Raw genomic sequence first — 12,974 nt, forward strand, 5'->3', positions numbered from 1 at the left:
ATGCGCAGCAGGTGAGCAGGTCGCCGCCACATGCTCCTGCGTTGCAGCGCCTTCGGCTTTGTTGATATCCTGCGTCAAGGCGCTTCTGCGCCCATACCGGAGCTCGACATGAATCCACGACAGTTGAAGACATTCCTTGCCGTGATCCGGCACGAAAATCTCACGCGCGCCGCTGCCGAGGTCAATCTCGCTCAGTCAAGTCTCAGCGACCAGATACAGGCGTTGGAAGAGGAATTGGGCGCAGAGCTCTTCCTCCGCTCCCGGCAGGGCGTCATCCCAACACCCGCAGGTGCAGTCCTCAAGGCCTATGCCGAAGAGATATTGGCGCTGAACGACGAGGCGAAGGCAGCCGTCAGTGCTGCAGCCGGCAGCGCCGGACAGTCCATCACCTTGGGTACGCTCGAAACCATCGCCTCCGGGCGGCTGGCGCCCTGGCTGTCACTGTTTCGCAAGGAGAACCCAGACGTCGGCCTCAAGCTCAAGGTCACCAGCAGCGGCGAATTGCTCGCGCAAATGCAGCATGGCTCGATCGACATCGCCTTCACCTTCGATCGCGGACAGCAGGATGAGCGCTTCTTGACGCGCCGCATCTGCAGCGAACCGCTGGTGCTGATTGCCGGTCGCGATTTTCAAGCCCGGCCACCGGAGAGCCTCGCGGCGCTGAGCACCGCCCCCTTCGTCGCCACCGAAACCGGCTGCGTCTACCGTCACCTGTTCGACGCTGCCTTTGCCGAAGCACATGTTGCAGCACCACCAATCGTGACTGAAGCCGACAGCATCGCGACAATCGTCCGGCTCGTTGCATCCGGCGCCGGCTTTAGCCTTGTCCCGCGCCTTGCCGTCGGCCCGGCGGCAATGCGGGACAACATCGTCGAACTGCCATGGCCGGGCAAACCACCCGCAGCCTCGCTGGTGATGATGTGGCGGCGCAGGCGCGTGCAGCCGCCGGCGCTTACCCTCCTGCTGCAATCGGCAAGCGAAGAACTCTCGCCGCTCAGACCAGGCGATGCCCGCCTTCGACATGCAGGATAGTGCCTGTCGTGAATCCGTTGCCGATCAGGAAGCGGATCGCATCGGCAATATCATCGGGCCGTCCAACGCGTCCGGCCGGCAGGCGCTGCGCCATCGCATCAAGTGTCGCCTGCTTGGCGTCGCCGGCGACAAAGCTCCAGATTGGCGTATCCACCCATCCGGGCGACACTGCGTTGATCCGGATCGGCGCCAGCTCGACCGCCAGCGCCCTGACCAGGCCTTCGAGCGCCGCATTGACTGCTGCGACCACCGATCCACGCGCCGCCGGCCTGTAGGCCGCGACACCTGACGTATAGGTAATCGATCCTGAGGGCGGCAGATGGACGGCACCATATTTCGCCAGCAGCAGCGGCCCGTAGAACTTGCTTTCGACCACCCTTTGCGCCGCCGCAAGTTCGATCGACGGCAGCAGCTGATAGGCGCCTTCGATATCGGCCGCCGTGCTGACGATGTGATCGACCGGCCCGCTATTGCAAAACAGCGCCGCGACTTCTTCGTCGCGCGATATATCGACAGCAACCGTCGCCAATCCAGGATGCTCGCCGAGATCGCGACGGGCCGCCGTAAGCTTATCTTCGCTGCGTCCGGCGATCGTCACCGCCGCCCCTTCCCCGAGCAAACGCCTCGCCAGCGCCAGCCCCATTCCGGAACTGCCGCCAACAATAATGATCTTCGCGCCTTCGATCCTGATATCTGTCATCTGCCATCTCCTTCTCGGCTGATGCAGCAGATGCCTCGGATCAGAGTCGAAGAAAAACGGAAGAAACCGATGGTGTCATCGGGTTTTCCGATGGCGCGTGTTCGCGTGATTGATCAGTTCCGCAGCCGGTAGCCGGTCTTGAAGATCCAGCCGAGGGTTCCCAGGCAGATCACCAGGAACACCGTGATCATTGCCAGGCTGATCGCCGGGTTGACGTCGGCGATGCCGTAAAAACTCCAACGGAAGCCGCTGACGAGATAAAGCACCGGGTTGAGGTGGCTGACCGCCTGCCAGAAGGGCGGCAGCATGCTGACCGAATAGAAGCTGCCGCCGAGGAAGGTCAGCGGAGGCACGACCAGCATGGGTATGAGGTTCAACTGCTCGAAATTGCCGGCCCAGATGCCGATCATAAAGCCGAACAGGCTGAAGGTGATCGCCGTCAGCAGGAAGAACAGGATCATCATGAAGGGATGCTCGATCCTGACGTCAACGAAGAGAGTGGCGGTCAGGAGGATGATGAAGCCAATGATCATCCCCTTGGTCGCCGCCGCACCGACATAACCGAGCAGGATCTCCGTCATCGCCACCGGCGCCGAAAGCACCTCGTAGATCGTGCCGGTGAATTTCGGGAAATAGATGCCGAAAGAGCCGTTGCTGATGCACTGCCCGAGCAGCGTCAGCATGATCAGGCCGGGCGTGATGAAGGCGCCGTAGGACACGCCCTCCACCTCCTGAATGCGTGATCCCACAGCGGCACCGAAGACGATGAAATAGAGCGAGGTCGAGATGACGGGCGAGATGACGCTCTGCAGCAGCGTGCGGCGCGTGCGCGCCATCTCGAAGAAATAGATCGATTTGACGGCCTCGACGTTCATTTTTCCGCTCCCACCAGCGCCACGAAGATGTCCTCGAGCGAGCTTTGCCGCGTCGACAGATCCTTGAAATGGATATTGTTCTCGCCAAGCCTGGTCAGCAGAGCTGCAACGCTTTCCTGCTCGTCGTCAGTGTCGAAATCATAAGTCAGCCGGTTGCCGTCTGCCTCCAGCGTCAGCCCGTTGCCGGCAAAACAATCCGGCAGCCGGTTGAGCGGTTCGGTGAGATCGAGGATGAGCTGCTTGCGGCCGAGCTTGGCCATCAGCGCCGCCTTGTCCTCGACGAGCAGCAACTCGCCGCCGTTGATGACGCCGACACGGTCGGCGATTTCCTCGGCCTCTTCGATATAATGGGTGGTCAGGATGATGGTGACGCCGGAGGCCCGAAGCTCTTCGACGACATGCCACATGTCCTTGCGCAGCGTCACATCGACGCCGGCGGTCGGCTCGTCGAGGAAAAGAATATCCGGTTCATGGGATAGCGCCTTGGCGATCAGCACCCGCCGCTTCATCCCGCCGGAGAGCTGGCGCAGCATATTGTCCTTTTTGTCCCACAGCGAGAGCGCGCGCAGCACCTTCTCGATATGGGCAGGATCGGCTTTCTTGCCGTGCAGCCCGCGCGAAAAGCTGACTGTATTGAACACCGTCTCGAACTGATCGGTGGTCAGCTCCTGCGGCACCAGCCCGATCATCCCGCGGGTGGCGCGGAAATCCTTCACGACGTCGTGGCCGGCGACCAGCACCCGGCCGCCGCTCGGATTGGCGATGCCGCAGATGATCGAGATCAGTGTCGTCTTGCCCGCGCCGTTCGGCCCGAGCAGCGCAAGAATCTCACCCTTTTCGACGTCGAGATTGATGCCCTTCAGGGCCTCGAACCCATTGGAGTAGGTCTTGGTGAGGTTCTGAACGGAAATGATGGGGGCCATGCGGGACTCTTGCGGATTCTCGGAAGTTACTTCGGCCCGCTATATAGTCCCTTTGTAACGCTTTAACATCCTTAAGCGCATGAACACTGCATTCGCGCGCCGTTAACACAGTTGGCCCGGAGGGCTTAGGCGACCCACTGGTGAGATAGCGGGTTTTCCCAGGAAGCCGACCTCACCGGCGAAAAGAAAAGCGGCAGCTGGTTTCAGATGTCATCATCCGGTGATCTTCGTGCCCGATAAGAGAACCGAGGCCAGCACCGGTATCCGCCCCGCCGCCCACCCCTTTGCGGAGCCGTCTTGGGTGTTCTCGTTGCGCCCCTTTTTTGCTGCCTCGGCTTGTAGTGAAAGTTATTGTTCAGTCACGAAGTGCTTGGAACCGGCCAGTATCCCCTGTTCAGCCGCGTTCGTCTTAGCCGGCCCTGTGCCGGCTTTCTTTTTAGCGTTCCTTCCGCTCCTCGCTCTTTCCGTGACTCGCTGCGGATGAAAGGTGACCTTGCCCCGTTGAAATAATCCATTTTGAAGTAAGCTCTGGCCCATTTGAGAGGACCAGAGGATGAAGCGCAATCGTTTCACAGACGAACAGATCATCGGCATATTGAAGGAGCACGAGGCAGGCACGCCGGTCTCGGAGCTTTGCCGCAAGCATGGCGTTAGCGATGCCAGCATCTATAAATGGAAGGCCAAGTTCGGCGGCATGGAGGTGTCCGAGGCCAAGCGGCTGAAGACGCTTGAGGACGAGAACACGAAGCTGAAGCGGCTTCTGGCGGATGCGATGCTCGACAATGCTGCCTTGAAAGACCTTTTGGGAAAGAAGTGGTGACGCCCGCGGCCAAGCGGAAAGCTGTTGCGCATCTGATGAGCCATCATGGGATGAGCGAACGGCGGGCGTGTAAAGCCATTGGTTTTTGCCGAATGACGGTCCGTTATGAGACCAGGCGCGACGATGATCATGAGCTTCGCGAGCGAATGAAGGCGCTGGCGCATGAACGCCGCCGCTTTGGATATCGACGCATTCATGTGCTGCTCCGGCGAGAGGGTCACCTCGTGAACCACAAGAGGCTCTTCCGGCTCTATCGGGAGGAGAAACTGACGGTGCGCAAGCGCGGCGGTCGCAAGCGAGCGATAGGCACGCGAGCGCCGATGCTGGTGCCGATGGTGGCCAATGATCGTTGGTCGCTAGACTTCGTGTCGGATCAGTTCACCGATGGGCGCAGGTTGCGGATTCTGACCGTCGTCGATGATTGCACGAGGGAGTGCCTGGCGCTCGTCGCCGATACATCGCTTTCCGGTCTTCGCGTCGCACGGGAGCTTGACCGGATTATCGAGGAGCGCGGCAAGCCGAGGATGATCGTCAGCGACAACGGCAGCGAGTTCACCAGCAACGCGATCCTGCAATGGGCGGACCGGACCAAGGTTGACTGGCATTACATCGCGCCTGGAAAACCGATCCAGAACGCTTTTATCGAAAGCTTCAACGGGCGGCTGCGAGACGAGTTCTTGAATGAAACTCTGTTCTCGTCGCTTGCTCATGCCCGGTCTGCGCTTTCAAACTGGCGTAGCGATTACAACGATCAACGCCCGCATTCAGGCCTTGGCTGGCTGACACCGGCCGAATTCGCTCAGACACTCAACCCGCGACGTGATGCGGTGCTGCGCAGCCGAAATGGCTCCGCATCGCAACCCGCCGCTACCGAACCAACAACAGCAACCAAAAACCGCTGGAGCGAACTCAAAACTGGATAAAACTGGGGGCAAGGTCAAAGGGACTAAGGTATCCCTCACAGCTCGTCGTAATTGAACCAGTCGAAATCCGCGGCCTTCGCCCGGCCTGAGGTATCGAAGGCAAACACGCCGGCGAAAGCGCCGGTGAAGGAGCCGTGTTCGCCGCGTCCGCCCTCGTCTGAGATCATGCCGGCATCGAGGACAGGGCCGATCGGTTGCCAGGCGCCTTTGCCTTCGGTCTGCCAGAAGAATTGCAGGTCGTTCTCCCGGATTTCCATGGCGAGCTGGACACGACCCTCGGCGGCAATCGCCACGCCGCTTTCGGCGGGAAAACTCAGGCGTCCGTTCGGGTAGTCGCCGTTGCAGGAGAGGATTGTCACGCAGCGGCCGAGTGTTTCGTGCAGCGTCACGGCAACAGCGTGAAATTTGTGACGGTTGTAGTAATGCGTCAGCCCCGCCACCTGCTGATAGGTGTCGGGTGAGAATTCGACCACAGTCTCGGCGCGGAAACTGTGATGTTCCTGGCGGCGGGCAACCAGCGACTGTTCGAACCAGGAGCCGATGCTTTCGCGCGCAAACAGGCGTAGATGGCCCGCACGATCCGTCAGGTTGAAGATGCGCGCCGGCTCTGGCGTGCGCAGCCATTGGAAATCGGCAGGCAGCGCCCCGCCGTCGAAGCTGTATTCGCTGCGCATCGGCTTTTCCACCGGCACCGCGCCGGAGAGACCGGGCACATCGACGTCGGGCACGGTGGTGCCGTTTTCGAGGTAGAGCCAGTCGTCGTCGCGCCAGACGCACTTTTGCAGGGCGGTCTCGCGGCCCAGCGTGCAGCGCCGCTTCGGCGGCAGCGGCCGGCCGCAGAGATGCGTGTGGTAGGCCTCGCCCCCGGGCGTTTCGACATATTGGCCGTGCCCTGCCCGCTGAAGTACCGCGCCCGGGTGATCCTTAGAGGTGATGAGATGCATGTTCGGATGCATCTCATAGGGTCCGTCGATATTACGCGACCGCGCCATGGTCACGGCATGGTCGTAGCCGGTGCCGCCCTCGGCGGTGGTGAGGTAATACCAACCGTTGCGCTTGAAGAGATGCGGGCCTTCGACGAGGCCGAGCGGGCTGCCGGCGAAAATGTTCTTGATCGGCCCCTTCAGCGCCTTTGCCACCGGATCCCATTCCTGCAGCAGGATGCCGTCGAAGGCCGGCGATTTCGGCGAGCCGCCATAGCTTTCGGTGCGGTGGTTCCACTGCATGTTGACGAACCATTTCCGGCCGTCATCGTCGTGGAACAGCGAGGGATCGAAGCCGGAGGAATTGACATAGACCGGCTCGGACCATTCGGCCTCGATCGTGGGTGCCGTGACGATGTAGTTCGGCGCATCCTTGAAATTGCCGTCGTAGCGCTTGACGTCGGTATAGACCAGCCAGAACTGCCCGTCGGCATAGGACAGGCACGGCGCCCAGATGCCGCAGCTATCGGGATTGCCGCGCATGTCGAGCTGCGATCTCCGCTCCAGCGGCCGGCGCACCAGCGTCCAGTTCGCCAGGTCACGCGAATGGTGGATCTGCACGCCGGGGTACCATTCGAAGGTCGAGGTGGCGATGTAATAATCCGCGCCAACGCGGCAGATCGACGGATCGGGATTGAACCCGGGCAGGATGGGATTGCGGATCATGACAGGGTCTCCTCCGACCGGCGGTGCTTTGCTGTACGTACATCAGATCATAGCAGAAAAAGGCCCAGAAGACTTGCCTCCGGGCCTGACGCGACTATTCGCGTTCGGCGGACTTGGCCCAGAGGTTGATGTCGGCCTCGCGGGCATAGACATCGATCTCTGCAAGCTCCTCGACGCTGAATTCGAGATTGTCGAGCGCCTTGACACAATCGACGATCTGCGACGAGCGGCTTGCACCGATCAGCGCCGAGGTCACGCGGCCGCCGCGCAGTACCCAGGCGATCGCCATCTGCGCCAGCGTCTGGCCGCGCCTTTCGGCGATCTCGTTGAGCTTGCGGATATTGTCGATGATCGAGGGACGGATGTAGTCGCGCTTGAGAAAGTGGTTCTGCGCCGCGCGGCTGTCTTCCGGAATGCCACCGAGATATTTCGTCGTCAGCATGCCCTGGGCAAGCGGCGAGAACACGATCGAGCCCATGCCGACCTCATCCAGCGTATCGAGCAGCCTGTCGTCCTCGACCCACCGGTTGAGCATCGAATAGCTCGGCTGGTGGATCAGGCACGGTGTGCCGAGATCCTTCAGGATCTTTGCTGCTTCACGCGAGCGCTGCGAATTATAGGAGGAAATGCCGACATAGAGTGCCCGGCCGGAACGGACGATATGATCGAGCGCGCCGCAGGTCTCTTCCAGTGGTGTTTCCGGGTCGAAGCGATGTGAATAGAAGATGTCGACATAGTCGAGCCCCATGCGCTTCAGGCTTTGGTCGCAGGAGGCGATCAGATATTTCCGGCTGCCCCATTCACCGTAAGGGCCGGGCCACATGTCGTAGCCGGCCTTGGAGGAGATGATCAGCTCGTCGCGAAGCCCGACGAATTCGGTGCGCATGATTTCGCCGAAGGCGGTCTCGGCGCTGCCGGGAGGCGGGCCGTAATTGTTGGCGAGATCGAAATGGGTGATGCCGAGGTCGAAGGCCGTGCGGCACATATCGATCTTGCGGTCATGCGGCGTGTCGCCGCCGAAATTGTGCCAAAGGCCGAGCGAGACAGCCGGAAGCTTCAGGCCGGAACGGCCCGCGCGGTTATATTTCATTTTCGAATAACGGTCTGCGGCTGGTTGCCAGCTCATCTGAATGTCTCCTTTATAAAATAGCTATATGTCGTCATGAGACATTATCGGCCCAAGAGATTGCCGGCACCTGCCCCTCATCCGGCTGGCGCCACCTTCTCCCCGTAAACGGGGCGAAGGGATATGCCGCGCCGTCTTCCTCAACCTCAACCTCGACGCTGCGTTTGGCACTGTCCCCTCTCCCCGTTTTTACGGGGGAGAGGGTTAGGGTGAGGGGCAGCCATCGGCACGAACCGGACAGCCGCGGGACAGGCCCGAGGTTGACGAAACTATTGTAACAAGCGCGCCGATAGGGCAATCCCAAGGCGCGCGTTCCTCTACTTCAAAAGCGCCTGCGCTTCTTCGATGCCGAGGGCTGCCGGTTGCGTGCAGGTCGTGGTCAGGTCGATGAAACGGCCCTCTTCGCCCGACTTCAGGATCGAGGTCATGACGTCGACGCCGTGCAGCGTGCGGTCGAGCGAGCAGCGCGCATCGCGGCCCTCGATCAGCGACATCGCCATGTCGGCCAAGCCGGCGGTGCGGTAGTTGGCGCGTGATCCGCTCGGGCTTTCCTGGTTGATCTTGCCGAATGGATGCTCCCAGTCATCGAGCGGCTTGATGTCCTTGTCACGGCCGCTTGCCTCGACCACGCCGCCGAAGAAATTCGGATCCGGCACGTAGAGCGAGCCGTCGGTGCCGTAGAGTTCCATATTGGCATGGCGGTGCGACCACACGTCCCAGCTCGCCGTCAGCGTCACCGTGGCGCCGTTGACGAATTCGAGCAGCGCCTGGATCGTCGTCGGCGTCTTGACCGGGATGATTTCACCGTTGCGCGGCTGGCTGGTGATGGTGCGGGTCGGCGACGCCATCGAGGTCATGCCGCCGACACGTTTGACCGGGCCGATCAGGTTGATCAGGTTGGCGATGTAATAAGGGCCGAGATCGAGGATCGGGCCGCCGCCCGGCAGGAAGAAGAAATCCGGGTTCGGATGCCACATTTCCATGCCGGGGCTCATCACGTAGCAGGCGCCCGAGGTCACCCGGCCGATGCCGCCGTCGTCGATGAACTTGCGGGCGAGCTGATGGGCGCCGCCGAGGAACGTGTCGGGGGCGCAGCCGACGGCGAGGTTCTTTTCCTTGGCGATGCGACGAAGCTCCTCGCCCTCTTCGAGCGAAAGCACCAGCGGCTTTTCGGAATAGACGTGTTTTCCGGCCTCGAGGATCGCCCTCGATACCCGGAAATGCGCATCCGGGATCGTCAGGTTGACAACAACGTCGATCTCGTCATTGACGAGAAGCTCGTCGATCGTCTGCGCTTTGACGCCATATTCCTTGGCGCGCGCCTCGGCCGCCTGCACGTTGATATCGGCGCAAGCCAGCACCTTCAGCCCCTTGAAGAGCGGTGCCAGCGAAAAGTAAGTGGTGGAGATGTTGCCGCATCCGATGATGCCGACGCCAAGTTCCCTGGTCATGATGAAGCCTCAATAGGTCTGGAAGGATGCGATCGAGCGGCTGATGTTGCGGTCGATGTCATTCGGGTTATCGTGTTCGACGACGTAGTGCTTGGCCCTGGTGGCGCGCAATGCCGTCATCAGCCTGGCCCACTCAACCTTGCCGTGACCGACATCGGCCCAGCCGTCCTCGTCCTTCGCTTCGCCGGCCGGCGCGATGTCCTTGACGTGCACGGCGGTGATGCGGGACCCAAGCTTCTCGACCCAGGCGAAGGGATCGGCGCCGCCGCGGATAACCCAGGCGATATCGGCTTCCCAGGAAATATCGGGCGCGCCTTCGAAGATACGCTCGATCGGCCGCGAGCCGTCCTGCAGCTTGAAGAATTCGAAGTCATGATTGTGCCAGCCGAATTCGTAGCCAGCAGCCTTGTAGGGCTTGGCTATCTCCTGCAGACGCTTGCCGAAGGCGATCCAGCCGGCGGCGTCGGAGGGCCGCTGGTCAGCGGCCAAATGCGGCGCATAGATCGAATCCATGCCGAGAATCTTGGCAATATCAAGCGACTTCTCGACTTCCTTCTCCAGAAAATCAGGGCTGAAATGGCCGGTCGCCATGACCAGGCCATTCTTGTCGAGGTCGGCGCGAAGGCTCTTCAGCCCGGCATCATCGAGATCGGCATAGATGCCGCCGAAGCCCTCGACTTCGGCATAGCCAGCCTTGCCGAGCTTTTCGAAGATCGCCGAATAGGGCTGGAAGTTGCGGGCGCTATAGAGCTGGTAGCTGAGTTTCGTCATCATGTTCTCCTTGGGCCTCGTGCCCATTCTTGCAAGATCAATCCGCCGACTGGCAGGAATACAGGTCGTAGAACCGGAACTCCGGAAGCGCGCCACGATCAAGCGGCCGTGCCGGGGTAAAGGTGATGCGGCGGCTCTCGCCGGCCGCAAGATCGAAGGCGTTGTCGGAATATTTGCCATCGGTCTCGGTTTCGATCATCACGAAAAGCGCAAGTCCCTTTGCGGTGACGTTGATGTCGACGGCACCATTCTCCTCGACATATTCATGGGTGACTGTCAGCCCTGCAGGTTCCAGCTCCAGCGCCTTGTAGGTACCTTTGACATGGTGCCCCTCGCCGCCGGTGCCGTTCGATGCGGTGAAACGCCAGGCAAGCAACGTTCCCTCGGGAATATCGGAAACGTCGATGCTCGTCGCTGTGACGGCCGCATCCGGCGAACATATGGCCTGTACGTCTCTCAGGTGCCGGCGCTCGCCCTGCGTCGTCAGCAGCGATATCGAAAGGTCGACGCTGACATCGGCAAGCGTATCGTTGACCAGCGAGAAGCGGATCGTCTTCTCGTCGTCGGAAGGAATGGCAGCGACCGCGACCGGCTGGAAGAAGCGCTTGACGAGATAGTGCATCGCCTTCCAGCGGCCGCCATAATCGAGGCTCGACCAGGAGGCGACCGGCCAAGTGTCGTTGAGCTGCCAGTAGATCGTGCCCATACAATGGGGTTTGAGCGACCGCCAGTATTCCACCGCCGTCTTGATCGCCAGCCCCTGCTGGATCTGGGAGAGATAGACGAAATTCGGAAAATCCTTGGGGAATCGGAAATAACGGAACATCGTGCCGGCGATGCGCTCGTTGCCGCCGGCATTCTTCTGGTGCAGCTCCATGACCGGGGAAGCGACGTTCATGTCTTTCGCCTCGGCATAGGTCTTGATCACAGGCAGCGACGTATAGGACTGGAAACCGAATTCCGAGCAAAAGCGTGGACGCACCGAGCGGTAATTGTCGAACGACTTGTTCTCGTGCCAAACCGACCAGTAATGCATGTCGCCGGACCCGTCCGCATGCCAGGCATCGCCGAAATCGAGATAACCGGAAGCCGGGCTCGACGGCCACCACAGCGCGCCGGGCAGCGCCTTTTTCACTGCCTGCTCGATCGTGCGGTTGAGGCGATCATAGGAAACGAGATAGCGGTCGCGGTCCTTCCTCGATTCCTCGAACCAGGTGAGCGCCCCGACCAGTTCGTTGTCGCCGCACCAGAGCACGATCGAGGGATGCGAGGAGAGCCGGCGCACCTGGTAGTCGACCTCGATCGTCACATTGTCGAGAAAGTCCTCGGTCGAGGGATAGAGGTTGCAGGCAAACATGAAGTCCTGCCAGACCATCAGGCCCAGCCGGTCGCAGAGATCGTAGAAATGATCCTGCTCATAGAAGCCGCCGCCCCAGACGCGGATCAGGTTCATGTTGGCGGCTTTGGCCGATTGCAGCAGGTCTTCGGTCTTCTCAGGCGAAGAGAGCGAAAACAGCGCGTCGGCCGGGATCCAGTTGGCGCCGCGGCAGAAGATCTCGCGGCCGTTGACCTTGAACGCGAAGCGGCTGCCGGCCGCATCCGGCGTCGTGACCAGTTCGACGGTGCGAAGACCGATCTGCTTGATCACCTCATCCGTCGGCAATTCGACGGAAAGCCTGTAGAGCGCCTGCTCGCCGCTGCCGGAGGGCCACCAGAGGCGCGGATTGTCGATATGGAAGAGGTGGTTGACATGGGTCTCGCCGTTGACGCCGACATCCAGGCGCACACGCTCGCCATCAAGGTCGAAATAGACCTGGGCAATATCTGGCCCCTTGGAAAACAGCGTCGCCGTCACTTTGAGATCGACCGAACCGTCATTATTGTGGGTCTGGCGGGTGACGACGTGTTCGATGCGCGCCGTTTCGAGCTTTTTCAGCGCGATCGTCCCGTAAAGGCCGAGCGGGGCAATGGCAATGTTCCAGTCCCAGCCGAAATGGCATTGCGGCTTGCGCAGCATGTTGCCGTCGGGGATCGGCGAGTTGCCCGTGCTGTAAGGAATGTAGAAGGGCTGCTGCTTCTGTCGCGCAGCGCCGACGGCGATGTTGGAGGCAAAGACGATGCGGATGCTGTTATCGCCTGATTTCAGCATGCTGGAGACATCGGGCCGATAGCGGCGGAAGCTGTTGTCGGCTTCGAGCGCCAGAAAGCCGTTGACGTGGACGCTGGCAACCGTGTCGAGATAGTCGATATCGAGATACCAGTCGCCCTCGACCTCCTGCAGCGTGAAGCTGCGCTCGACCGCCCATTCGCGCTCGGCGACCCACTGCACCTTTTCCTCGTTGCGTCCAAAATAAGGATCGGGAATCAGTCCTGCCCGGTGAAGCGCCGTGTGCACGTCGCCCGGCAGCATGATCGCTGTGCGGATCTCGCCGTCGACAGAGGCGAGCTGCCACGAACCGGAAAGGTCGATGTTGGGAGTAGTTGATCGATGCGTCACGATATCGTTTCCGATTTACGTTTTTGAAAGAGACGGCGCATGGTCGTCGTCCGGTAGCTGTCGTTCGTCAGGGTCCGGTGGATGACTGAGGTTCCGGCTTGGCTTGGCTCCCCTCTTCTCCCCAGCGGGGAGAAGGTGGCCCGAAGGGTCGGATGAGGGGGCCACACGGCACACCCTTCATTGCCCCTCGCTTACGCTCAGTGCATT

At 60.9% G+C, this 12,974-nt stretch carries 10 protein-coding genes; 2 read left to right on the top strand and 8 right to left on the bottom strand.

Features of this window, described 5'->3' with window-relative positions:
* Positions 1-108: 108 nt before the first annotated feature.
* Positions 109-1,032, top strand: coding sequence for a LysR family transcriptional regulator (locus BS630_RS17460; protein WP_077979211.1), 924 nt, complete (start codon positions 109-111; stop codon positions 1,030-1,032).
* On the opposite strand, the gene BS630_RS17465 is transcribed toward BS630_RS17460, so the two are convergent.
* The 3 genes from BS630_RS17465 to BS630_RS17475 form a co-directional block, all read right to left on the bottom strand.
* Positions 995-1,732, bottom strand: coding sequence for an SDR family oxidoreductase (locus BS630_RS17465; RefSeq protein WP_077978398.1), 738 nt, complete (start codon positions 1,730-1,732; stop codon positions 995-997). The genes BS630_RS17460 and BS630_RS17465 overlap by 38 nt on opposite strands.
* Before the next feature lie 113 nt (positions 1,733-1,845).
* Entirely contained in the window at positions 1,846-2,607 is a 762-nt protein-coding gene (locus tag BS630_RS17470) for an ABC transporter permease (RefSeq protein ID WP_020050299.1), read from the bottom strand.
* Entirely contained in the window at positions 2,604-3,530 is a 927-nt protein-coding gene (locus tag BS630_RS17475; protein WP_077978399.1) for an ABC transporter ATP-binding protein, read from the bottom strand. Before BS630_RS17475 ends, BS630_RS17470 begins: the two co-directional genes overlap by 4 nt.
* 553 nt (positions 3,531-4,083) lie before the next feature.
* On the opposite strand from BS630_RS17475, the gene BS630_RS17480 reads away from it, so the two are divergent.
* A protein-coding gene (locus BS630_RS17480; protein WP_143529453.1) for an IS3-like element ISRle4 family transposase occupies positions 4,084-5,273 on the top strand; the annotation gives its coding sequence in 2 pieces (ribosomal slippage) (positions 4,084-4,333 and positions 4,333-5,273; 1,191 coding nt in all).
* A 35-nt stretch (positions 5,274-5,308) separates the two neighbouring features.
* Here the strand turns inward: BS630_RS17480 and BS630_RS17485 are convergent.
* The 5 genes from BS630_RS17485 to BS630_RS17510 all read right to left on the bottom strand — a co-directional run bounded on the left by BS630_RS17485 (position 5,309) and on the right by BS630_RS17510 (position 12,767).
* Positions 5,309-6,922 carry a glycoside hydrolase family 43 protein gene (locus BS630_RS17485; protein ID WP_077978400.1) on the bottom strand — a complete coding sequence of 538 codons (1,614 nt, stop codon included), beginning with the start codon at positions 6,920-6,922 and terminating at the stop codon, positions 5,309-5,311.
* Between the two features lie 94 nt (positions 6,923-7,016).
* A complete protein-coding gene (gene mgrA, locus BS630_RS17490) occupies positions 7,017-8,048 on the bottom strand; it encodes an L-glyceraldehyde 3-phosphate reductase (protein WP_025394883.1) in 1,032 nt (343 codons plus the stop codon).
* A 317-nt stretch (positions 8,049-8,365) separates the two neighbouring features.
* On the bottom strand, positions 8,366-9,499 hold the full coding sequence (locus BS630_RS17500) for a Gfo/Idh/MocA family protein (RefSeq protein ID WP_077978401.1): 1,134 nt from the start codon (positions 9,497-9,499) through the stop codon (positions 8,366-8,368).
* A gap of 9 nt (positions 9,500-9,508) precedes the next feature.
* Complete coding sequence (locus BS630_RS17505) at positions 9,509-10,270, bottom strand: sugar phosphate isomerase/epimerase family protein (RefSeq protein WP_077978402.1); 762 nt, start codon at positions 10,268-10,270, stop codon at positions 9,509-9,511.
* A gap of 37 nt (positions 10,271-10,307) precedes the next feature.
* On the bottom strand, positions 10,308-12,767 hold the full coding sequence (locus tag BS630_RS17510; protein WP_077978403.1) for a beta-mannosidase: 2,460 nt from the start codon (positions 12,765-12,767) through the stop codon (positions 10,308-10,310).
* Between the last annotated feature and the right edge of the window lie 207 nt (positions 12,768-12,974).

Origin of the sequence: Rhizobium laguerreae (genome assembly GCF_002008165.1) — a bacterium.
Lineage (GTDB): Bacteria > Pseudomonadota > Alphaproteobacteria > Rhizobiales > Rhizobiaceae > Rhizobium > Rhizobium laguerreae.

What these genes read in the sequence shown, in the direction of transcription:
- BS630_RS17460 (WP_077979211.1), top strand. Translation starts at nt 109, where the DNA reads ATGAATCCACGACAGTTGAAGACATTCCTTGCCGTGATCCGGCACGAA.
- BS630_RS17465 (WP_077978398.1), bottom strand. Translation starts at nt 1,732, where the DNA reads ATGACAGATATCAGGATCGAAGGCGCGAAGATCATTATTGTTGGCGGC.
- BS630_RS17470 (WP_020050299.1), bottom strand. Translation starts at nt 2,607, where the DNA reads ATGAACGTCGAGGCCGTCAAATCGATCTATTTCTTCGAGATGGCGCGC.
- BS630_RS17475 (WP_077978399.1), bottom strand. Translation starts at nt 3,530, where the DNA reads ATGGCCCCCATCATTTCCGTTCAGAACCTCACCAAGACCTACTCCAAT.
- BS630_RS17485 (WP_077978400.1), bottom strand. Translation starts at nt 6,922, where the DNA reads ATGATCCGCAATCCCATCCTGCCCGGGTTCAATCCCGATCCGTCGATC.
- mgrA (WP_025394883.1), bottom strand. Translation starts at nt 8,048, where the DNA reads ATGAGCTGGCAACCAGCCGCAGACCGTTATTCGAAAATGAAATATAAC.
- BS630_RS17500 (WP_077978401.1), bottom strand. Translation starts at nt 9,499, where the DNA reads ATGACCAGGGAACTTGGCGTCGGCATCATCGGATGCGGCAACATCTCC.
- BS630_RS17505 (WP_077978402.1), bottom strand. Translation starts at nt 10,270, where the DNA reads ATGACGAAACTCAGCTACCAGCTCTATAGCGCCCGCAACTTCCAGCCC.